Source organism: Streptomyces mobaraensis NBRC 13819 = DSM 40847, assembly GCF_017916255.1.
Taxonomy (GTDB): Bacteria; Actinomycetota; Actinomycetes; order Streptomycetales; family Streptomycetaceae; genus Streptomyces; species Streptomyces mobaraensis.
Window position 1 is genome coordinate 7,187,113 of sequence record NZ_CP072827.1, and the last position, 20,473, is coordinate 7,207,585.

The 20,473-nt window shown below is 74.8% G+C and carries 17 protein-coding genes and 1 pseudogene; 7 read left to right on the forward strand and 11 right to left on the reverse strand.

Annotation, left to right across the window (positions count from 1 at the left end):
- Nucleotides 1–33: 33 nt before the first annotated feature.
- The 4 genes and pseudogenes from J7W19_RS31085 to J7W19_RS31105 form a co-directional block, all read right to left on the reverse strand.
- Complete coding sequence (locus J7W19_RS31085) at nt 34–993, reverse strand: ribokinase (protein WP_004941128.1); 960 nt, start codon at nt 991–993, stop codon at nt 34–36.
- A 123-nt stretch (nt 994–1,116) separates the two neighbouring features.
- Nucleotides 1,117–3,017 (reverse strand): annotated as a pseudogene (locus J7W19_RS33300) (ABC transporter permease/substrate-binding protein).
- On the reverse strand, nt 3,007–4,713 hold the full coding sequence (locus tag J7W19_RS31100) for a sugar ABC transporter ATP-binding protein (RefSeq protein ID WP_004941130.1): 1,707 nt from the start codon (nt 4,711–4,713) through the stop codon (nt 3,007–3,009). Before J7W19_RS31100 ends, J7W19_RS33300 begins: the two are co-directional and overlap by 11 nt.
- A 99-nt stretch (nt 4,714–4,812) precedes the next feature.
- Entirely contained in the window at nt 4,813–5,808 is a 996-nt protein-coding gene (locus J7W19_RS31105) for a LacI family DNA-binding transcriptional regulator (RefSeq protein ID WP_004941133.1), read from the reverse strand.
- A 180-nt stretch (nt 5,809–5,988) separates the two neighbouring features.
- Here J7W19_RS31105 and J7W19_RS31110 point away from each other — a divergent pair, with 180 nt between their 5' ends.
- The 3 genes from J7W19_RS31110 to J7W19_RS31120 all read left to right on the forward strand — a co-directional run bounded on the left by J7W19_RS31110 (nt 5,989) and on the right by J7W19_RS31120 (nt 7,841).
- Nucleotides 5,989–6,285, forward strand: a complete 297-nt coding sequence (locus tag J7W19_RS31110) for a barstar family protein (RefSeq protein WP_040888509.1) — start codon at nt 5,989–5,991, stop codon at nt 6,283–6,285.
- A 294-nt stretch (nt 6,286–6,579) separates the two neighbouring features.
- Nucleotides 6,580–6,861 (forward strand): hypothetical protein, encoded by a 282-nt coding sequence (locus J7W19_RS31115; RefSeq protein ID WP_004941139.1) that lies wholly within the window; start codon nt 6,580–6,582, stop codon nt 6,859–6,861.
- A gap of 377 nt (nt 6,862–7,238) precedes the next feature.
- Complete coding sequence (locus J7W19_RS31120; RefSeq protein WP_078587792.1) at nt 7,239–7,841, forward strand: superoxide dismutase family protein; 603 nt, start codon at nt 7,239–7,241, stop codon at nt 7,839–7,841.
- A 91-nt stretch (nt 7,842–7,932) separates the two neighbouring features.
- Here the strand turns inward: J7W19_RS31120 and J7W19_RS31125 are convergent, their stop codons facing one another.
- Nucleotides 7,933–8,178, reverse strand: a complete 246-nt coding sequence (locus tag J7W19_RS31125; protein WP_004941143.1) for a hypothetical protein — start codon at nt 8,176–8,178, stop codon at nt 7,933–7,935.
- A gap of 349 nt (nt 8,179–8,527) precedes the next feature.
- Here J7W19_RS31125 and J7W19_RS31130 point away from each other — a divergent pair, with 349 nt between their 5' ends.
- Complete coding sequence (locus J7W19_RS31130) at nt 8,528–10,084, forward strand: alpha/beta hydrolase (protein ID WP_004941146.1); 1,557 nt, start codon at nt 8,528–8,530, stop codon at nt 10,082–10,084.
- Between the two features lie 10 nt (nt 10,085–10,094).
- Here J7W19_RS31130 and J7W19_RS31135 read toward each other — a convergent pair whose 3' ends face one another.
- From J7W19_RS31135 to J7W19_RS31150, 4 genes are all read right to left on the reverse strand, one after another.
- Nucleotides 10,095–11,009 (reverse strand): LysR family transcriptional regulator, encoded by a 915-nt coding sequence (locus tag J7W19_RS31135; RefSeq protein ID WP_004941150.1) that lies wholly within the window; start codon nt 11,007–11,009, stop codon nt 10,095–10,097.
- 45 nt (nt 11,010–11,054) lie between these two features.
- Nucleotides 11,055–12,248 (reverse strand): glycine C-acetyltransferase, encoded by a 1,194-nt coding sequence (locus J7W19_RS31140; protein WP_004941153.1) that lies wholly within the window; start codon nt 12,246–12,248, stop codon nt 11,055–11,057.
- A 66-nt stretch (nt 12,249–12,314) separates the two neighbouring features.
- On the reverse strand, nt 12,315–13,343 hold the full coding sequence (gene tdh, locus J7W19_RS31145) for an L-threonine 3-dehydrogenase (RefSeq protein WP_004941156.1): 1,029 nt from the start codon (nt 13,341–13,343) through the stop codon (nt 12,315–12,317).
- 264 nt (nt 13,344–13,607) lie between these two features.
- Nucleotides 13,608–13,988: a PLL family lectin gene (locus J7W19_RS31150; protein WP_004941158.1), complete on the reverse strand. Its 381-nt coding sequence runs from the start codon at nt 13,986–13,988 to the stop codon at nt 13,608–13,610.
- A 431-nt stretch (nt 13,989–14,419) separates the two neighbouring features.
- On the opposite strand from J7W19_RS31150, the gene sph reads away from it, so the two are divergent.
- The 3 genes from sph (at nt 14,420) to J7W19_RS31165 (ending at nt 17,898) form a co-directional block, all read left to right on the forward strand.
- On the forward strand, nt 14,420–15,412 hold the full coding sequence (sph, locus tag J7W19_RS31155; protein WP_004941160.1) for a sphingomyelin phosphodiesterase: 993 nt from the start codon (nt 14,420–14,422) through the stop codon (nt 15,410–15,412).
- Nucleotides 15,413–15,529: 117 nt separating this feature from the next.
- Nucleotides 15,530–16,741 (forward strand): saccharopine dehydrogenase family protein, encoded by a 1,212-nt coding sequence (locus J7W19_RS31160; protein ID WP_411848849.1) that lies wholly within the window; start codon nt 15,530–15,532, stop codon nt 16,739–16,741.
- Nucleotides 16,742–16,962: 221 nt separating this feature from the next.
- Entirely contained in the window at nt 16,963–17,898 is a 936-nt protein-coding gene (locus tag J7W19_RS31165; RefSeq protein ID WP_158688742.1) for an SMP-30/gluconolactonase/LRE family protein, read from the forward strand.
- A 100-nt stretch (nt 17,899–17,998) separates the two neighbouring features.
- On the opposite strand, the gene J7W19_RS31170 is transcribed toward J7W19_RS31165, so the two are convergent.
- Together J7W19_RS31170 and J7W19_RS31175 are read right to left on the reverse strand one after the other, a co-directional pair.
- On the reverse strand, nt 17,999–19,153 hold the full coding sequence (locus J7W19_RS31170) for a nucleotide disphospho-sugar-binding domain-containing protein (protein ID WP_004941168.1): 1,155 nt from the start codon (nt 19,151–19,153) through the stop codon (nt 17,999–18,001).
- A 58-nt stretch (nt 19,154–19,211) separates the two neighbouring features.
- Nucleotides 19,212–20,426 (reverse strand): FAD-dependent oxidoreductase, encoded by a 1,215-nt coding sequence (locus J7W19_RS31175; protein ID WP_040888514.1) that lies wholly within the window; start codon nt 20,424–20,426, stop codon nt 19,212–19,214.
- Nucleotides 20,427–20,473 lie beyond the last annotated feature (47 nt).

Sequence of the window (20,473 nt, forward strand, 5' to 3'; positions counted from 1 at the left end):
CGCCCTCGGCCGCCGGCCCCACGTGTACCGCCCTTACTTCTCCTCACCCGCCGGCGGCAGTTCGTCCACCGTCGGGTACGACGGCTGCGCCCCCGGCTTCGTCACCGACGCCGCGCCGACCCGTACGGCGAACCGGACCGCGTCCGCCAGCGGCGCGCCGGTGGCCAGCCGGGCAGCCAGGGCGCCGGTGAAGGCGTCGCCCGCGCCCGTCGTGTCCACCGGGCGGACGGGCACGCCGGGGACGGTCACCGGATCGGCGGCGTCGGCGTCCAGCGCCAGGGCGCCGGCGCCGCCCAGGGTGACGACGACGGAACGGGCGCCCTGATCGCGCAGGGCGCGGGCCCAGCCGGCCGGGTCGTCGCCGTCCGGCGCTCCCGAAAGGTGCCGCGCCTCGTGCTCGTTGACGACCAGCGGGTCGGCCGCCGCCAGCAGGTCGCGGCCGAGCTCCGGCGGCACGGGGGAGGGGTTGAGGACGACCCGCGTCCCGGTGCCGGCCGCCAGGGCGGCGGCGGCCCGGACGGTCTCGGCCGGGACCTCCCACTGGAGCGAGACCACCGACGCGGCGGCGACGAGCGGCCGGGCCGCCGCCACGTCGTCCGGTGAGAGCAGGGAGTTGGCGCCGGGGGAGACGATGATGGTGTTGTCGCCGTCCGGGCCCACGACGATCATGGCCGTGCCGGTCCTGGCCCCCCGGACGACGCGGACGTGCGCGGTGTCGGCGCCGGCCGCCCGCTGGGCGTCCAGCAGCAGCTCGCCGTACGCGTCGTCGCCGACCCCCGCCAGCAGGGCCGTCCGGGCGCCGAGGCGGGCCGCCGCCGCGGCCTGGTTGGCGCCCTTGCCGCCGGCCGACTCCACCAGGTCCGTGCCGAGCACGGTCTCGCCGGGGCCGGGACGGCGGTCCACCCGGACCGTCAGGTCGGCGTTGGCCGAACCGATCACCAGGACGTCGTACGCCCGGTCGCCGTGCCCGCTGCTGTCGGTGTCGTTCCTCATCACGTCTCCGGTTCCCGATCCTTCGTGTTCTCCCGCGCCGTCACGCCCCGGGCGTCGCCGCACGTGTCCATGATCACCCGGTTCTTCCGAGAGCTGCCCGGCGCCTTCCCGCCCCGCCCGGCCTCAGCCGCCGAACTCCGCCGCGTTCTTCCGCGTCACCGGCACCACCGGCACCTTCACCGTGCCCGGCAGCCGCTCGCCCCGCGCCGCGCGCAGCGCCCGGTCCACCGCCTGCCGGCCCAGCAGCTCGGGCTGCTGCGCGATGGTCGCCGTCAGGACGCCGTCGCGCACCGCCGCGATCCCGTCCGGGGTGCCGTCGAACCCGACGATCCGCACCTTCCCGCCCGCCGACGACCCCAGCGCCTTGGCCGCGCCCAGCGCCATCTCGTCGTTGGCGGCGAAGACGCCGGTCACGCCCCGGTGCGCCTGGAGGAGGTTGGTCGTCACGTCCATGCCCTTCGCGCGGTCGAAGTCGGCGGGCTGCCGGGCGACGACCTCGATGCCCGGGAAGGCCCTGATGCCCTCCTCGAAACCCTTCCCGCGCTCGCGGGCGGCGGACGTGCCGGGCTGCCCCTCCAGGACGACGACCCGCCCCCGGCCGCCGAGCGCCGCGGCCAGCGACCGCGCCGCCAGCCGGCCGCCCTCGACGTTGTCGGAGGCGATCGTGGTGGCCACCCGGCCGCCGTTCACCCCGCGGTCGATGGACACCACCGGGACGTCCGCCCGGCCGGCGACGCCCACCGCGGGCACGGCCGCGTCGGAGTCCACCGGGTTGATGATGGCGGCCTTGACGTTCTGGCTGGTGAACGTCTCCATCTGGTTGATCTGCTGGGTCGGGTCGTTCTGTGCGTCCGTGATGTTGATCTTCAGCCCGCGGGCCTTCGCCTCCGCCTGGGCGCCCTTCTTGATGCCGACGAAGAACGGGTTGTTCAGCGTCGACAGGGCCAGGCCGAGGTCCGTGTTCCCGCCCCGGTCGCAGCCGGTGGTGCCCAGGCCCAGAGCGAGCGTCAGCAGGACGGTCGCGGACGCCGCCGCGCCCCGCCGCCTCACCGCGCGCTCCGCCGGCGCAGCGTGTCCAGCAGCACGGCCACCGCGATGACCAGACCCGTGGCCACCTGCTGCCAGAAGGCCGACACGCTCAGCAGGTTGAGGCCGTTCCGCAGCACCGCCAGGATCAGGGCGCCGATCAGCGTCCCCGACGCCTTGCCCGAACCGCCCGACAGGCTGGCGCCGCCGATCACGACGGCGGCGATGGCGTCCAGCTCGTACCCCGTCGCCGCCTGCGGCTGCGCGGACGTCAGCCGGGCGGCCAGCACGATCCCGGCGACCGCCGCGAACAGCCCGGACAGCGCGTAGACGACGAGCTTGCGCCGCTTGACGTCGATGCCCGACAGCCGCGCCGCCTCCTCGTTGCCACCGATCGCGAACATCGCCCGGCCCGTGTACGTCCGCGCCAGCACCAGCGCCGCCAGCAGCCCCATCGCCGCCATCACCAGCACCGGCACGGGCAGCCATCCGCCCAGCTCGTCCCCGAGGTGGTCGAGGGCCGACGGGAACGCGATCGGCGAGCCGCCCGATATCACCAGCGACAGCCCGCGGGCCACCGAGAGCATCGCCAGCGTCGCGATGAAGGCGGGCAGCCGCCCGTACGCCACCAGCGCGCCCGACACCAGGCCCGCCGCCACCCCGACGGCCAGGCCCAGCGGCAGCGCCACCGCCACCGGCAGCCCCTTCGACGTGGCCGCCCAGGCGGTCACCGTCGCGGAGAGCGCCGCCACCGACCCCACCGACAGGTCGATGCCCGCCGACACGATCACGAACGTCACCCCGAACGCCAGGACCGCCGTCACCGACGCCTGCACGCCCACGTTCAGCAGGTTCCGCCCGTGCAGGAAGTCCCGGGACAGCACCGCCATCACCGCCACCAGGGCGACCAGCCCGCCCAGCGGGCCGTTGCGCAGCACCGCCCTGGTGAACCACTCCGCCGGGGCCGCCCCCGGCGCCCGTACCGCCTCAGCCGACATCGGAGCCCTCCATCGCGCTCTCGTTCCCTGTTCCCATGCCGGTTCCCGCGCCGGATCCCGCGCCGGTTCCGGAGCCGGATTCCGTGCCCGTTCCCGCGCCCGTTCCCGCGCCCGTTCCCGAGCCGGATCCCGTGCCGTCCGCGTGCCGGACGGCCAGTTCCATCACCGCGTCCTGCGCGGCCGGCCCCTGATCGCCGCCCGGCACCTCGCCGGCCACGCGGCCCCGTGCCATCACCAGCACCCGGTCGCTCATCCCGAGCACCTCCGGCAGGTCGCTGGAGACCATCAGGACCCCGCAGCCCGCCGCCGTCAGCTCGTTGACGAGCCGGTAGATCTCGACCTTGGCGCCGACGTCGACACCGCGCGTCGGCTCGTCCAGGATCAGCAGCCGCACTCCGGCCAGCAGCCACTTGCCGATGACGATCTTCTGCTGGTTGCCGCCGGACAGCGTCCGCGCGTGCTGCTCCAGCCCGCTCATCCGCACCTTCAGCCGGCCGGCCATGGCCGCCGCCTCCCGGCGCTGCGCCCGCCGGTCCACGAACCCCGCCCGGGTGTCCCGGTCCAGCCGGGCCAGTGTCAGATTGTCGTGCAGCGGCGCGTCCAGCAGCAGGCCCTGCGCCTTGCGGTCCTCGGGGACGAGGCCGACGCCCGCCCGCATCGCGGCCCGTACGTCGCCCGGACGCAGCACCCGGCCGTCCACCTCCACGGAACCGGCCTCGTACCGGTCCACCCCGAACACCGCCCGCGCCAGCTCCGTGCGGCCCGCGCCCACCAGCCCGGCCAGGCCCACGACCTCCCCGGCGCGCACCTCGACGTCCACGTCCTCGAAGCCCGGCGCGCCGTCCGCGCCGCGCCGGGTGAGCCCCCGCACCCGCAGCAGCGGCGCGCCGGGCGGGGTGCGGCGGCGCGGGTACTGCTCGGTGACATCGCGGCCGACCATCAGCCGGATCAGCTCGTCCTCCGGCGTCGACGCCGGCACCTCCGCGACGCTCCGGCCGTCCCGGAGGACGGTCACCCGGTCGCCGAGGGCCGCGATCTCCTCCAGGTGGTGGGTGATGAAGACGACGCCGACGCCGCTGTCGCGCAGTTCGCGGACGATGCCGAAGAGGGTCGCCACCTCCCCGGAGGTGAGCACCGCGGTCGGCTCGTCCATGATCAGCACCCGGGCGTCCAGGCTCAGCGCCTTGGCGATCTCCACCATCTGCAGCGCGGCGATGCCCAGCCCGGCGACGGGCGCGGTCGGCGCGACGCGCAGCCGCACCCGCTCCAGGAGGCGGGCCGCGCGCTCGTTCATCGTCCGGCGGTCCACCAGGCCCAGGCGGGTGCGCGGCTGCCGGCCCAGGAAGATGTTCTCGGCCACGGTCAGGCCGGGGACCAGGTTGAACTCCTGGTGGATGGTGGCGATCCCGAGCCGCTCGGCGTCCTGCGCCGAACGGATCGCCGTCTCGCGGCCGTCGACGAGGATCCGGCCGGTGTCGGGGCGGTGCGCGCCGGCGAGCATCTTGATCAGGGTGCTCTTGCCGGCCCCGTTCTCCCCGAGCAGGACGTGCACCTCGCCGGCGAGGAGCCGCAGGTCCACGCCGTCCAGCGCCCTCACCCCGGGGAACGCTTTCGTCACCCCCTCCACGCGGAGCAACTCGGCGCGCTCGGGCGGCACTTCACGGCCGCCCCGCGCGTCGTCATCGACGCCGGTCATACGCCTCTCCTCGTCATTCGGTGGGGTGTTGTCGCACTGCCGTCGGAGCGGGCCGTCGGAGCGTGGCCGCGGGGGCGCGTCGTCGGAGCGCGCCGCCGGTCACGCCGGTTCGCCGCAGGAACGGCGCACCACCAGCCGGGCCGGCAGCAGCACCGACTCGGCGGGGCGGCCCTCGACGCGCTCCAGCAGGGTGTGCACCGCCGCCCGCCCCAGCTCCCGCGTCGGCTGGGCGACGGCCGTCAGCGGCGGATCGGTGTGCGCGAACCAGGCGACGTCGTCGAACGACACCAGCGCCACGTCGTCCGGGATCCGCAGGCCGCGCGCCCGGACCTCGTCCAGTGCGCCCAGCGCCATCAGGTTGTCGGCGGCCAGCACCGCGTCGGGCGGCTCCGGCAGGTCGAGCAGGCCGCGCATCACGCGGCGGCCCCCGGCCGGCGTCATGTCCGGCGACCCGACGGCGCGTTCGGGGGGCAGCGCGACACCGTGCGCGGCGAGCGCCGCCCGGAAGTACTCCAGCCGCTCGTCCCCGACGGGCGTGCCGGCCGGCGCGACGATCACGGCCGGTCGGCGGCGCCCCAACGCGGCGAGATGCGCGGCCAGTTCGGTGAGCGCGGCCCGCCCCTCGGCGCGGACGCAGGGCGCCGCGACGCCGGGCACCGACCGGTCCAGCAGGACGAGCGGGGTGCCGGAGGCGACGATCTCGCGCAGCACCTCGGAACCGGTGCCGGCGGAGCTGACCATCAGCCCGTCGATACGGCGGTCGAGGAGGGTGCGGAGCTGGTCGTCCTGCTGCTCCGGGCTCTCCCCGGCGTTGCCGATGATCAGGCTGTAGCCGAGCCGGCGGGCCTCCTGCTCGACGGCGTCGGCCAGCTCGGTGAAGAACGGGTTCCGCAGATCGCTGATGACCAGCCCCAGCGTCCTCGTCCGCGCCGTCCGCAACGCCCGTGCCACCACATTGGGCCGGTACCCGAGCTCGGCGACGGCCGCGAGGACGCGGTCCCGGGTCGCGGCCACGGGGGAGCGGCCGTTGAGCACCCGGGACACGGTGGCGACGGAGACTCCGGCCCGGTCGGCCACGTCCTTGATGGTCGCCATGGCGAGGGCCTCCGGTCGGTGTAATCGATTTCGCGGGGTGGGTGGGCTCAGGTAATCGATTACACGGCGGTTCCGTCAAGGCGGCGGGGGAGTGGTACGGATCACACTCGGCGCGGGGCGGGCGGGGTGGACCCGGGTGGGCCGTGACGGTGCGTGTCGAAGGCTCGGTAGCCTGCCGTGGTGACAAGCAGCGAGCTGGTCGTCGACCTGCGCGGCAGGCTGATCGAGACGTTGGACGACTTCTGGGACGCGGTGGCCAAGCCGTGCGGGCTGCCGGAGTGGTTCGGCCGGAATCTCGACGCGTGGGCGGACACGATCGAGACGCGGGGCATCTCCGAGGTGATCGACGGCCACGAGATCCTGGTCGTGCACGTGGACCGGCAGGGCCTCTTCGGCGAGGGCCGGCCGGAGGGCGACGTCCTGGCCGGCGTCTTCGACGGGGAGCGGAACCGGCTCGTCGTCCATGCGCCGGACTGAACCGAGCGTCGGACTGAACCGAGCCCCGTCGTCCGGTGCCGGTGCCGGCCGCTGGCGGCGAGGGAGACGCTCCGGCCACGAGGACGATCCGGCCACGAGGGCGTGATCCAGGCCACTGGAATCTTATGTTCCGGGATCTTGTCCTCTGCCCGACTTGCCAGCTTCCCGCGTTGACGATCTCCGTTACGCTCCGCGTCGTCGACCACCTTGGGTAACCGACGGGGTCGGCTTTCCTGTCCCTCAGAGGCCACGGATCCCCCACGAAGGGGCCCGGACCGGAAGTTGGAGAAACACATGCGCCGACGCATAGCCGCGCTCGCCGTGAGCGCCATCATGGCCGGTGGCACGGTCGCCATGACCCTGCCCGCGCAGACGGCCACCGCGGCCACCGTCACCTGCCACCCCGCGAAGATGCGGCAGCAGATCGCCCAGCTGAAGAAGAAGGCGGCCGAGCAGAAGCGCCGCGGTCAGCGCGAGGCCGCCCGGCACACCCTGGCGCAGGCGGACGCCCTGTCGAAGAAGCTCCACATGTGCATCAAGACGGAAGAGGACGCGTCCAAGCCCTTCCCGCGCTGAGGACGCCGGCCGCGCGGTGACGACACGTCGCGGCGGCGCGGTGACGGGACTCAGGGCCCGGCCCGGTGCGTACGAACGTACGCCGGGCCGGGCCCGTTCGCGTGACAGCCCCGGCCGCCCCGGCCGTCCCGGACGAACGCGCCGTCCACCGCCCGACGCGTGCCTCCGAACACCCCGTGCGCCGGGCGCGGAGACGTCCCCGTGCTGCGGAATCCCGCAAGAGCCGGCGCCGTCCGGGGTCCGGCCGGGCGACCGGCGGGGTAGCGCGTCCATCGGCCGGCTGCCGCCGAGCCGAGGGGCGAGCGTCCGGTCACGTGCGGGCGGAACCTCACTCCACATCGGTGAGGCGGGACTCCCGCCGGGGAAGAGGGAGGAACATGATCTCCGCATTCCCAGTGGCCGCTGCCGCCGCCCTCCTCATGGCGGTACCCGCCGTCGGTCTCGGCTCCGGTCCGGGCGCCGGCTCCGGTTCCGGCCGTGACTCCGGGCGCGACGCCGTCACCGTCGCCGGGACCTTCCGTAAGCGATCGGGCGGCGCCGCCGTCACCTACGTGCCCGCCGCCGTGCCCGAGGGCGCGCGGGTCCGGGTGGCGGAGCGTCCGGCGCACGGTGGGCGCACCCGGTTCGTCCTGCGCCTCCAAGGGCTCCCCGCCGGGCGGACGTTCGGGGCGCACGCGCACCGCCGGGCGTGCGGGCCGAAGCCCGACGACGCGGGGCCGCACTACCAGAACGTCAAGGATCCGGTGCAGCCGTCCGTCGACCCCGCCTACGCCAACCCCCGCAACGAGGTCTGGCTCGATCTCACCACCGACGCCCACGGCGCCGCCCGCGCCGAGACGACGGTCGCCTGGCGCGTCCGCCCGGGCGAGGCCCGCTCGGTGGTCCTCCACGAACACGCCACCGACACCCGCGCGGGCCACGCCGGCACGGCGGGGGCGCGGCTGGCCTGTGTCACGGTGCCCTTCGGGACGAAGCGCTGAACCTCGCCGACGGCGGTCCCGCGACGCCCGGCACGGTCCGGAGCCCGCCCGGCCCGACGGCGTGGACGCCGGACGGGCTCCGGACCGCGCGTCACGCCGCGTGCCGACGGCGCCGGCCGGCGCGCTCCCCGGGGGTGCCGGACGTGCCGGGCGCCCTGGAGGGGAGGTCCCGCACGATGCTGAGGTGGCGTTTCGCCGGGGCCGGGCCGGGTGTACCCGGGTCGGACGCACCCGCGTCGGGCGTTCGCGCCGTTCCCAGCACCCGGTCCTCGTAGCCCGCGAGTGCGAAGATGAGGCCGAGGAGCAGGGGAGGGATGAGCAGGGCGGTGAAAACCACGGGGGACTCCTTCCCGGAAGGCCGTCCCTGCCCGTGTTGCCGTCCTCGCCGGGCGGAAACCCCACACCCCCCGTCCCGCGCACACACTCGTTCACCCGAACGGGGGAGTCGTTGTCTGGGTGATGACGGGGATCGCCCGAACGGCCGACCCATTTCCGGTCACCTGCTCCGACGGGCCGGCGTTCCCCGGCCGCCGGCGCGCCGCGCGGGCCCCGCATGCCGCGCGCGGACCCGCCGCCTCCCCTAGGGACAACCCCCCTCCCCGCACACCGGCCGGCCCGATGGCACCCCTCCCGCCCGCCTTCCTAGGGTCGTTGCCCGTCCCTTCCCCCTCACCACCTGGAGCACCATGCGCGGCATCCACCTGCTCGCCGCCGGCCTCGGCCTGGCCGGCCTCCTCGGCGGCGCCCTGCCGGTCGGCACCGCCGTACCCGCCGCGGCGGCCCGGCCCGTTCCCTCCCCGCCCGCGCCCGCCTGGCACCCGTGCCCCCCGGAGCAGAAGGACCTGGTCGCGGCCGGAGCGGAGTGCGCCTCGCTGCCCGTCCCCCTCGACCACGCCGACCCTGGCGGCCGGACGATCCGGATCGCCCTCTCCCGGGTGCGGGCCAAGGACCCGGCGCACCGGCGGGGCATCCTGCTGTCCAACCCCGGCGGCCCCGGAGGAACGGGACTGGCCACCACTCTGGAACTGCGCAAGACCCTGAAGGCCGTGGCCGACCGTTACGACCTGATCGGCTTCGATCCCCGGTTCCTCGGCGGCAGCACCCCCCTCCACTGCGCCCCGGCCGGCCCCGCCGCCCCGCCCCGGTCCGTCACTTCGCCCCGCGCCGACTTCGAGGACGGCCTGCGGCGCTCCCGGTCGACCGCCGAACGCTGCGCCCGCCCCTCGGGCAACGCCGAGTTGCTCCCGTACGCCTCCACCCGCGACGTGGCCCGCGACATGGACGCGATCCGCGCCGCCCTCGGCGAGCCGAAGCTGTCCTACTACGGGGTCTCCTACGGTGCCGACCTGGGCGCCGTCTACACCCAGCTGTTCCCGCGCCGGGTGGACCGGCTCGTCATCGACTCCTCCACCGACCCCGACGCCACCCAGTACGAGCTGTTCCGCCGTTCGGGCGAGCCGCTGGAGCGGGGGCTCGACGCCTGGGCGGCCTGGACCGCCCGGCACGCGGACACCTACCGGCTCGGCCGCACCGGCCCCGAGGTGCGCGCCGCCGTGGAACGGCTGCTCGCCGGCGCCGAGCGGCGACCTGTGCCCGTCGGCCGCGCCCGGCTCGGCGCGCCCCTGCTGCGGCTGATCCTGCGGCAGTTCGTCCAGCACCAGGAGGACGACCCGGCGCTCGCCCGTACCGTCCGCACCCTCGTCGACGCGTCGGCCGGCCGGCCGGTCGAGCCCGACGGGGAACTCGCCGGCCTGCTCGCGTTCCTCGAAACCCCCGCCGCGCAGGACGGGATGACCGGCGGCGCCCTCTTCATGTGCGGCGACGGGGGCTGGCCCGCGGGCGGCTGGCCCGCCGACCCGGAGGCGTACTGGCGGAACATCGTCCGTGCCCGGGCCGCCCAGCCGGTCTTCGGCCCGCTCGTCAACGACATGACGGCCCCCTGCGCCTTCTGGAAGACCCGCCCCCGGGAGTCCGCCACCCGGATCGCCAACGGCGTGCCCGTCCTGATGCTTCAGGCCCGCCGGGACGGCAACGTGCCGTACGACGGCGCGCTCGCCCTGCACCGCAAGCTCACCGGCTCGCGACTGGTGACGGCGGACATCCGGTCCCACGGCGTCTACGGCCGCGGCGCCGAGGGCCGGACGGCCGTGCCCTGCGCCGACCGGGTCGTCAACGCCTACCTGGACGGAGGGCGGCTCCCCGCGGCGGACGTCACCTGCCCCGCGCCCCCGGTGGCCCGATGACGGGCCGGACTCAGGACGCCGACAGCGACCCCGCCACCTCGCCCAGCGCCTCCAGCACCGGGCTGATCAGCGGATGCCCCTCCGCCCCCCGGCGCACGGCCGCGAAGACGCGGCGGGTCGGGGTGACGCCCTCGACGGGACGCACTACGACATCCTTGAGGTTCATGCCCGACAGTGCCGACCGCGGTACGAGAGCCACCCCCGCGCCCGCCCCGGCGAGCGCCGCGACCGCCCGGAAGTCGTCCGAGGAGTGCGCCAACCGCGGCTGGAATCCGGCCAGTTCGCAGGCCAGGACCGTCATGTCGTGGCACGGGTTGCCGGGGTAGGGGGCGATCCAGTCGCTGTCGGCGAGCTCGTCCAGGCGGACGTGCGGCTCGCCGGCCAGCGGATGGGAGGTGTGCAGCACCGCGTCGAACGGCTCGGCGTAGAGGGGCACGCGGACCAGCCGCAGGTCGTCCTCGCGCGGCGCGCCCCGGTACTCGACGGCCAGGGCGACGTCCGCCACCCCGTCCATGACCAGCGGCAGGCTCTCGTCGCCCTCGGCGTCGCGGACCCGGAGCCGGATGCCGGGGTGGCGTCCGGCGAGGAGGGCGATCACCGGTGCCAGCACCTCCGCGATGCCGGTGGCGAAGGCGGCGACGGTCAGCTCGCCCGCGGTGCCGTCCGCGTAGGCGGCGAGCTCGGCCTCGGCCCGTTCCAGCTGGGCCACCACCCGGTGGGCGTGGCCGAGCAGGATCTCGCCCGCCGGGGTGAGCCGCACGCCCCGGCCGCTGCGGGTCAGCAGCGCGTGGCCGGTCTCCTGCTCCAGGGCGGCGAGCTGCTGGGAGACGGCGGACGGGGTGAGGTACAGCGCCGCGGCCGCGGCGGTCACCGTACGGTGCTCCGCCACGGCCCGCAGGACGCGCAGTCGCCGGGGGTCGATCACCCGGCCAATTTTGCCAGGGTCCGGCCGGACCCCCGTCCCGCTCGGTCAGCCCTTGAGCGCCGCCCGCGCGTCGACGAACGCGGCGACGGCCCGCTCGACGTCGGCGGTCGAGTGCGCGGCCGACAGCTGCACGCGGATCCGGGCCGCGCCCATCGGGACCACCGGGTACGAGAAGCCGATCACGTACACGCCGCGCTCCAGCAGCAGCTCGGCCATCCGGCCCGCCTGGGCCGCGTCACCGATCATGACCGGGGCGATCGGGTGGTCGCCGGGCAGGATCTCGAAGCCCTCCTCCGTCATCCGGCGGCGGAACAGGGCCGTGTTGGCGTTCAGCCGCTCGCGCAGGTCGCCCGCGGACTCCAGCAGGTCGAGGACCTTGAGGGAGGCGGCGGCGATCACCGGGGCGAGGGAGTTGGAGAACAGGTACGGGCGCGAGCGCTGCCGCAGCAGCGCCACGATCTCGGCGCGGGCCGCGACATAGCCGCCGGACGCGCCGCCCAGGGCCTTGCCCAGGGTGCCGGTGATGATGTCCACCCGGTCCATGACGCCGTGCAGCTCGGGCGTGCCGCGGCCGCCGGGGCCGACGAAGCCGACGGCGTGCGAGTCGTCCACCATGACCATGGCGTCGTAGCGGTCGGCCAGGTCGCAGATCTCGCGGAGCGGGGCGACGTAGCCGTCCATGGAGAACACGCCGTCGGTGACGATCAGACGGCGGCGGGCGTCCTGCGTGTCCTGGAGCTGCTTCTCCAGGTCGGCCAGGTCGCGGTTGGCGTAGCGGTGGCGGCGGGCCTTGGAGAGGCGGATGCCGTCGATGATGCTGGCGTGGTTGAGGGCGTCGGAGATGACGGCGTCCTCGGGGCCGAGCAGCGTCTCGAAGACACCGCCGTTGGCGTCGAAGCAGGAGGAGTAGAGGATCGTGTCCTCCTGGCCGAGGAACGCCGACAGCCGCGCCTCCAGCTCCTTGTGGACGTCCTGCGTGCCGCAGATGAAGCGCACCGACGCCATGCCGTAGCCCCAGCGGTCGAGGGCGTCCTTGGCGGCGGCGACGACCTCGGGGTGGTCGGCGAGACCGAGGTAGTTGTTGGCGCAGAAGTTGAGGACGTCGCCCGGGGCGCCGCCGGCGGTGACGCTGACGGAGGCGCTCTGCGGCGTGCCGATCACGCGCTCGGGCTTGAAGAGGCCGGCTTCACGGATCTCGTCGAGCGTGGTGCGGAGGTCGTCGCGGACGGAGTCGAACATCGGGGACAGGCTCCTTGAGGGGGTCGGGGCGAGGCGGGACGGGGGTGCCGGAGGGCGCCGGAGGGGTCAGGCGGTCCAGTCGAGGATGATCTTGCCACTGCGCGCGGTCGCGGCCTCGTCGAAGGCCGCGTCGAAGTCCCGGTACCCGTACCGGCCGGTGATCACCGGGCTGAGGTCGAGGCCGGCCTCCAGCAGGACGGTCATCGCGTACCACGTCTCGAACATCTCACGGCCGTAGATGCCCTTGATGGTGATCATCGACGTGACGAGCTTCGCCCAGTCGACGGGGAACTCCTGCGCGGGCAGGCCCAGCATGGCGATCCGGCCGCCGTGCGTCATGTTGGCGATCATGTCCTGGAGCGCCTCGGGCCGGCCGGACATCTCCAGGCCGACGTCGAAGCCCTCGCGCAGGCCCAGCGTGCGCTGTGCCTCGGCGATCGAGGACTCGGCGACGTTGCAGGCCAGGGTGGCGCCCGCCTTGCGGGCCAGGTCCAGGCGCGGCTCGCTGACGTCGGTGATCACCACGTTGCGGGCGCCGGCGTGCTTCGCCACGGCCGCGGCCATGATGCCGATCGGGCCCGCGCCCGTGATCAGGACGTCCTCGCCGACCAGCGGGAAGGACAGCGCGGTGTGCACGGCGTTGCCGAACGGGTCGAAGATCGCGGCGACGTCGAGGTCCACCTCCGTCCGGTGCACCCAGACGTTGGAGGCCGGCAGCGCGACGTACTCGGCGAAGGCGCCGTCCCGGCCGACGCCGAGGCCGACCGTGCTGCGGCACAGGTGGCGGCGGCCGGCCAGGCAGTTGCGGCACTTGCCGCAGACCAGGTGGCCCTCGCCGCTCACCCGGTCGCCGACGGCGATGTCCCGGACGTCCGCGCCGACCTCGGCCACCTCGCCGACGAACTCATGCCCGAGCACCAGCGGCGTCTTGACGGCGCCCTGGGCCCACCCGTCCCAGGAGCGGATGTGCAGGTCCGTCCCGCAGATGCCGGTACGCAGCACCCGGATCAGCACGTCACCGGCGCCGATCTCCGGCTCGGGGACGTCCATGAGCCACAGACCCGGCTCGGCCTTGTGCTTGACGAGTGCCTTCATGGACGGTGGCTCCTAGGGGGTGGGGGGTTCGGCACCGGGCCGGCGGCGGCCGTGGTGGTTCCGTGCGCACCGATGGGTTCGCGCGCACCAATGTGCCGAGTGATGCCCCCGGCGTCCATCGAGGTTTTCTTAAGCGGGTCAACAGAAGAACTTCACGCGGCTCCGGGGAGGGCGCGGGACCCGTCGGACTCGTGGACGCCCGCGCTCCTCCCGCCGGACGTGCGGGCCCGGCGGCCCGGCGGAAGGAACGCGATCCCGACCCGGTCAGGGCCGCAGCGCGCCGTCGAACTTGTCCCAGCCGGTCCAGCCGCCGCCGGCGTAGGTCTGCCAGCGGTGCCAGACGCCGCCGGTGCGGTCGACGCCGAACAGCTCCACGCGTCCGTCGGCGTTGGTCTGGGCGGCGACCTGGGTCAGCGAGCCGTCGAACTTCTCCCAGCCGGTCCAGCCGGCGCCGGGCGACACCTGCCGGCGGTGCCACACGCCCCCGGTGCTGTCGGTGCCGAACAGCTCCAGCCGGCCGTCCGCGTTGCGAGCCGCCGCGATCGAGGAGCCGTAGCCGTCGGAAGCGAACCGGGGCGCCGCCGCGGCGGAGCCCGGCGTCGTGACCAGGAGTGCCGCGAGTGCCGCGAGCGCCGTGGAGGCCACCAGGCCCGCCCGGGGAGTCCTGGCCGGCCGACGGATCCGTCTGTGCCCTGTTCCTGATCTTCTTCGCATGCGAGTGCCCTTTCGCATAAAGGCGTGCGCGAATGATGCAGGTATGGCCGTACGGGCGCGGGCGGGCCGCTCGGCGGCCGGTCCGCGGGCGTCACTGTGTCGCACGGTCGAGTCCGTGTGCGGCCCCGATGCTATCCCGGCCGCCGAAAGGCCGTCAGGAGGGCGGGACAACCGGCCGCTGCCATGGGCGAGTCGGCTCGTCGGAGCGCCGGGGCGGAGAGGGCCTGACCCCCGCCCGTCCCGCCCGCACAAGCCTCCGCTCACCTGACGGTCGCCCGGACGTCACCCGCGGGCGCTTCGCTGTGCCGCGACGTACCCCACGCCCCACCCCGCTCGCCCACCCCACCCGTTCAGGAGATCCCGTGCAACTCCCCGGCCCCGCCCGCGCCGCGACCACCCTCGCCGCCGCCCTGCTGACCGCCGCCGCCCTGGCGCACCCGGCGGGCGCCGCCGGCGCGGCCGCGCCCGCCCCCGCCGTGCCGGGCCTGAAGGTGCTCACCTACAACACCTTCCTGATGAGCACGAATCTCTATCCGAACTGGGGGCAGCGGCACCGGGCCGAGGCGATCCCCGCCGCGGGCTTCTTCCAGGGGCAGGACGTCGTCGTCCTCCAGGAGGCGTTCGACAACGACGCCTCCGAGGTGCTCAAGTCCCGCGCCGCCGACCGGTACCCGTACCAGACCCCCGTCGTCGGCCGCTCCAAGGACGGCTGGGACGCCACCGGCGGGGCCTACTCCGCCCTCACCCCCGAGGACGGCGGGGTGACCGTGCTCAGCAAGTGGCCCATCGTCCGCAAGGAACAGGTCGTCTACAAGGACGCCTGCGGCTCCGACAAGTGGTCCAACAAGGGCTTCGCGTACGTCGTCCTCGACGTCGGCGGTACGCGGGTGCACGTCGTCGGCACCCACACGCAGTCCACGGACGGCGGCTGCGCGGCGGGGGAGGCCGCGGCGGACCGCGCCCGGCAGTTCCGGCAGATCGACGCCTTCCTCGACGCCAAGCGCATCCCGGCGAGCGAGCAGGTCATCGTCGCGGGCGACCTCAACGTCGACTCCCGGAGCGCCGAGTTCGCCTCCCTGCTCGCCGACGCGGACCTCGACCCGGCGGAGGCCCGCGACGGCCACCCGTACTCCTTCGACACGAAGGAGAACTCCATCGCCGCCTACCGGTACCCGAACGACGCCCGGGAGGACCTGGACCACGTCCTGCACCGCAAGGGCCATGTCCGGCCCGCCGGGTGGACGAACACGGTGGTCCAGGAGCGGTCCGCGCCGTGGACCGTGTCGAGCTGGGGCAAGGAGTACACCTACACCGACCTGTCCGACCACTACCCGGTCGTCGCCGGGGGACGCTGACCCCCGGAAGGCGGGCGGGCACGCGCTGTTGACGGCGGAGCGGCGGCTCTGTGAGGGTTGCGGATCACATGCGGGCGGCGAGCGGCCCCGGTGATCCGGCCCGGCGCAGGAGGTGCCATGAGCAGTTCCGTGAACACTGCCGTGAGCAGGCAGGACGGCCCTCGGCGGCCGTACGACGTCGTCCTGTTCGGAGCGACCGGCTTCGTCGGCGAACTGACCGCCGCGTACCTCCTGGCCCACGCGCCACACGGCTGCCGGCTGGCCCTCGCCGGGCGGAACCGGGCGAAGCTGGAACGGCTGCGGGAGCGGCTGGCCGACGGGTCCGGCGCCGCGCCCGCCCTGCTCACCGCCGCCGCCGACGACCCGGCCGCGCTGCGTGACCTCGCCGAGTCCGCCCACGTCGTCGCCTCCACCGTGGGCCCGTACGTCCATCACGGCGAGCCGCTGGTCGCCGCGTGCGCGGCGGCGGGCACCGACTGCCTGGACCTCACCGGCGAGGCGGAGTTCGTCGACTCCGTGTACGTCCGGCACGACGCGCGGGCCCGCGAGACCGGCGCGCGGATCGTGCACAGCTGCGGCTTCGACTCCGTCCCGTACGACCTCGGGGTGTACTACACCGTCCGGCACCTGCCGGAGGACGTACCGCTGCGCGTCGACGGCTTCGTCCGGGCCCGGGGCGCGTTCTCCGGCGGCACGCTGGCGTCCTCCCTGGCCATAGCGGGCCGCGGCCGGCAGGCGCTGGCCGCCGCCCGGGAGCGGCGGCGGTACGAGCCGCGGCCCGCGGCCGGCCGCCGGGTCAGGGTGCCGCTGGGCGGGCCGCGGTTCAGCCGGGAGACGGGCGTCTGGGCGCTGCCGCTGCCGACCATCGACCCCCAGGTCGTACGCCGTTCGGCCGCCGCGCTGGAGCGGTACGGGCCCGACTTCCGCTACCGGCATTACGCGGCGGTGCGGACGCTGCCGGTCGCCCTGGCCGCCCCGGTGGGGGTCGCCGGGCTCCTCGCGGCGGCCCAAGTCCCGGCGTTCCGAGGGTGGTTGGCGGACCGGTACCCCGGTGGTCGGGGCCCGGACGCCGAGCGGCGGGCCCGGAGCTGGTTCCGGGTCCGGTTCGTCGGCGAGGGCGGCGGGCGGCGGGTGCTGACCGAGGTCTCGGGCGGCGACCCGGGGTACGGGGAGACCGCCGTGATGTTCGCGGAGGCGGCGCTGTGCCTCGCGCACGACCGGCTCCCCGCGACCGCAGGGCAGGTGACGACCGCCGTCGCGATGGGCGACGCCCTGACGGAGCGGCTCACCGCCGCGGGGATCCGCTTCCGCCTCGCGGCGGCGGACTGAACCGCCACGGCCGACGGCGGCATCCGCGTACGCGACTCTGCCCGCGCTCCGTCGCCCTCCCCGCGCCGGCGGCGGGCCCTGCCCCTCACCCGTCCGGCACCCGGCGGAGACGTCCGACCCGACGACGCCCCGCCGCCGGGAGACGGCCGCGCCGACGACCGCGGTCCCGGCCCTGTCCACGCCGCACCCGCGAACATCCACCGACCGAAGGAGAAGACGGTATGCGTATGCGCTCGACCCTGGTGGTGGCCGGCCTGCTGGCCGCGTTGACGGCCGGAGGAACCGGGGCGGCCGAGGCCGCGCCCGGCACGCCCGCCGGCACGGCCTCGTCCTCCTGCGGGCAGCGGGCCCGCGTGGAGGTGTTCCGCGAGGGCGGCGTCCCGCTGCTGGACTGGCGGGAGAACCTCGAGTTCGACGGCCGGGGCACCCTCTGGGTCTCGAACCTGACCAAGCACCGGGTCGAGGGGTACGCCCCCGACGGCACCTCGCGCGGCGGCTTCCGGCTGGCCGGGCCGGGCGGCATCCGGCGCGGCCCGGACGGCATGATGTACGTCAACTACGGGGTGAACCCGCTGACTCCGCGCGGCGGCGTCGTCCGCTTCGATCCGGCCGCCGCCGAGCCGAGACCGCAGCGCGTCGTGGACGGGATCTCCGGCATCAACGGCCTCGCCGTCGACTCCGCCGGCAACCTCTACCTCAGCCGCGAACTGTCCACCGGAATCCTCAAGATACGTCCGGACGGCACCCGCGACGAGGCGTGGACCAAGGCCGCGTCCATCTTCGGCAGCAACGGCCTGGACATCGTCGGGGACCAGCTCTACGTCAGCGTCCTCACCGACCCGACGTCCAGGATCGTACGCGTCCCGCTCGACGACCCCGGCCGGTACACCACGGTCGCCCGGCTCACTCCCAATCCCCTGCGCGACAAGTTCCTGGACGACCTGACGCACTTCCGCGGCGACCTGGTGGTGGCCGGCTTCCGCAGCGGTGAGCTGATCCGCGTCGACCCGGCCACCGGCCGGTCCTGCGTCCTGGCGACCGGCCTGCGCATGCCCACCAGCGTCCGTGCCGCCCAGGGCTTCGGCGGCCTCGACCCCGCGCACCACCTCTTCGTCGTCGAGGCGTCCGGGCGCATCGTCAGGGTGACCGTGGACTGACGCCACCTGACGCCACCTGACGCCGTCTGACGAGGCTGGGCGAGGCCGCCCGGGACAAGGGCCAGGGGCCGACCGGACACCGGCCGGCCCTCTGCCGCCGTCAGGCCCCGGCCACCAGCTCCTCCAGCCTGCCCACGACCTCCGCCGGGGCCGGCATCGACCGGATCTCCTCGCGGACCTCCGCCGCGGCCGTCCTCATCCCCTCGTCCGCCAGCACCGACTCCAGCAGCTCCGGCCCGACCTCCTCCGGCCGTACCGCCCGGCCGACGCCGCGGTCGGCGACGATACGGGCGACGGCCGGCCGGCCCAGGCCCTTGAAGACCGGCATGATCTGCGGCAGCCCGTGCGCCATCGCACCGAGCGCGGTGCCCGGCCCGGCATGGTGGACGACCGCCGAACAGCGGGCCAGCAGCGCGCTGTACGGCACCCAGTCGAAGGCGTGCACATTGTCCGGGAGCGAGCCGAACGGCTCCAGGTCCACGCGCGGCAGGACCACCACGAACTCGGCGTCCGTCTTGGGCGCCGTCGCCAGGATCCGCTCCATCACCTGCGCCGCCTCCCCGGGCACCGGCCCGCTGCCCAGCGAGACGGCGATCCGCGGCGTCTCGGGCACCCGGTTGAGCAGGTCGAACAGCGGCTTCGGCAGCGGCCCGCTGCCGTTGTAGGGCACGTACCGCAGCGGCCACGCGCCCGGCTCGGTGGGCACGACGCTCGGCGGGCTGATGTCGACGACGGCCCGGACCTCGGGGAGGTCCACCCCGTGCTCCTCGAACAGGTCGGCGTGCAGCTCGCGCATCAGCTCGGCGGACGGGTTGAGGAAGCCGAAGCCGTGCTGCACCGCGGGCACCCCCAGCTTGGCCGCCGCCACCATCCCGGGCGTCAGCAGCGGGGAGTGCACCACCACGTCCGGCCGCCACTCCTCGGCCGTCCGGATCACCGCGGCGACCATCTCCGGCTGGAGCCGCAGCGCCGCCGCGACCGCGCCGCCGACCACCTCCAGATAACCGGCGCCGTCCGCCTCCTGGAGCAGCCTGCCTGCCACCTCGGGGTGGCGCTGGGCGAGCAGGCCCACCATCTTCTCCAGGGACAGGCCCGGCGCGACGTCCACGGTGCGCGCGCCCGCCTCGCCCAGGGCCAGCCCGGGACCGCAGGAGGCGACCAGGACCTCGTGACCGGCCGTCTGGAGCGCCCAGTTCAGCGCCACCAGGGGATAGGTGTGGCCGGTGCCCGGGGTGGTCGTGATCAGTACGCGCATTGCCGTGGGTTCTCCGTTCGCGAGGGGTACTTGGGGCGGAAGGGACGTGCGGTGCCGCTCAGCGCAGCGCCGCGGCCGGGTGTTCGGGGCGCAGTCCGATCGCCATCGCCCGGGCCGGTCCGCCCTGGAGCGGGGGCAGCCGGCGCAGGACGCGCAGCACCCGGGGGGTGGTGGACTTCCCCTGGCCGTTGATCCACGGCTCCAGGAAGCCGGTCTGCAGGGCCCGTTGGATGCGCTGGGTGACCACCGTCGGCGGCATGCGGCGGCGCTGGATCCGTTCCAGGTGCGCGGTCTCCAGCGTTCCGTCGCGCAGTGGCCGCGCGAGAATGTTGGCGGCGGCGACGGCGTCCTGGACGGCGAGGTTGATGCCGACGCCCATGATGGGCGACATGGTGTGCGCCGCGTCCCCGATGCACAGCAGTCCCGGCCGCCACCACCGTTGCAGCCGGTCGATCTGTACGTCGAGCACCTTGACGTCGTCCCAGGTGCGCACCTCGTGCACCCGGTCGGCGAGGAACGGCTTGAGCGTGGCCAGCGACTCCCGGAACGCCTCCAGGCCCTCGGCGCGCAGCTGCTCGTAGCCGCCCTTGCGGACCGCGAGGGCGGCCTGCCAGTGCCCCTGCCGCTCGATGCGCACCAGCAGTTTGCCGTCGGCGGAGAGCCGGCCGACCATGCCGCCCGGGTCCTCGTCGCGCTTGGACAGCCGGAACCACAGGATGTCCATGCCCGAGCCGAACGCCCGGTGCCGCAGCCCGGACGCGGCGCGGACCGCCGAGCGGCGGCCGTCGGCGGCGACCGTGAGGTCCGCGTGCAGCTCGTGCTCCCGTCCCTCGGCGTCGCGGTAGCGGACGCCGGTGACCCGGTTCCCGGACCGGAGGATCCCGGTGACCTCGCTCTCGCGCAGCAGCCGGAAGTTGGGGAACCGGTCGGCCTCCTCCACGAGGAAGTCGAGGAAGTCCCACTGCGGCAGGAAGGTGATGTAGGGGAACTCGCCCGGCAGTCTGCGGAAGTCGGCCAGTGTGAAGGGCCCGTCGTCGGTGACGACCTGGAGGCGGTGGATCCGGTGGTGGGGGAGCTTGCGGAAGCGTTCCCCCAGGCCGAGTTCGCCCATGAGGCGGTGGGTGGAGGCGTGCACCGTGTCGCCCCGGAAGTCACGCAGGAAGTCGGCGTGCTTCTCCAGTACCACGGTCTCCACGCCGGCCCTGGCGAGCAGCATGCCGAGCATCATTCCGGCGGGTCCCGCACCGGCGATGGCACACGTCGTACGACTCATCCCCTGCCCTTCCTCGGTCGGTTGTGTCATGCCGTCGTGCTCCGGGC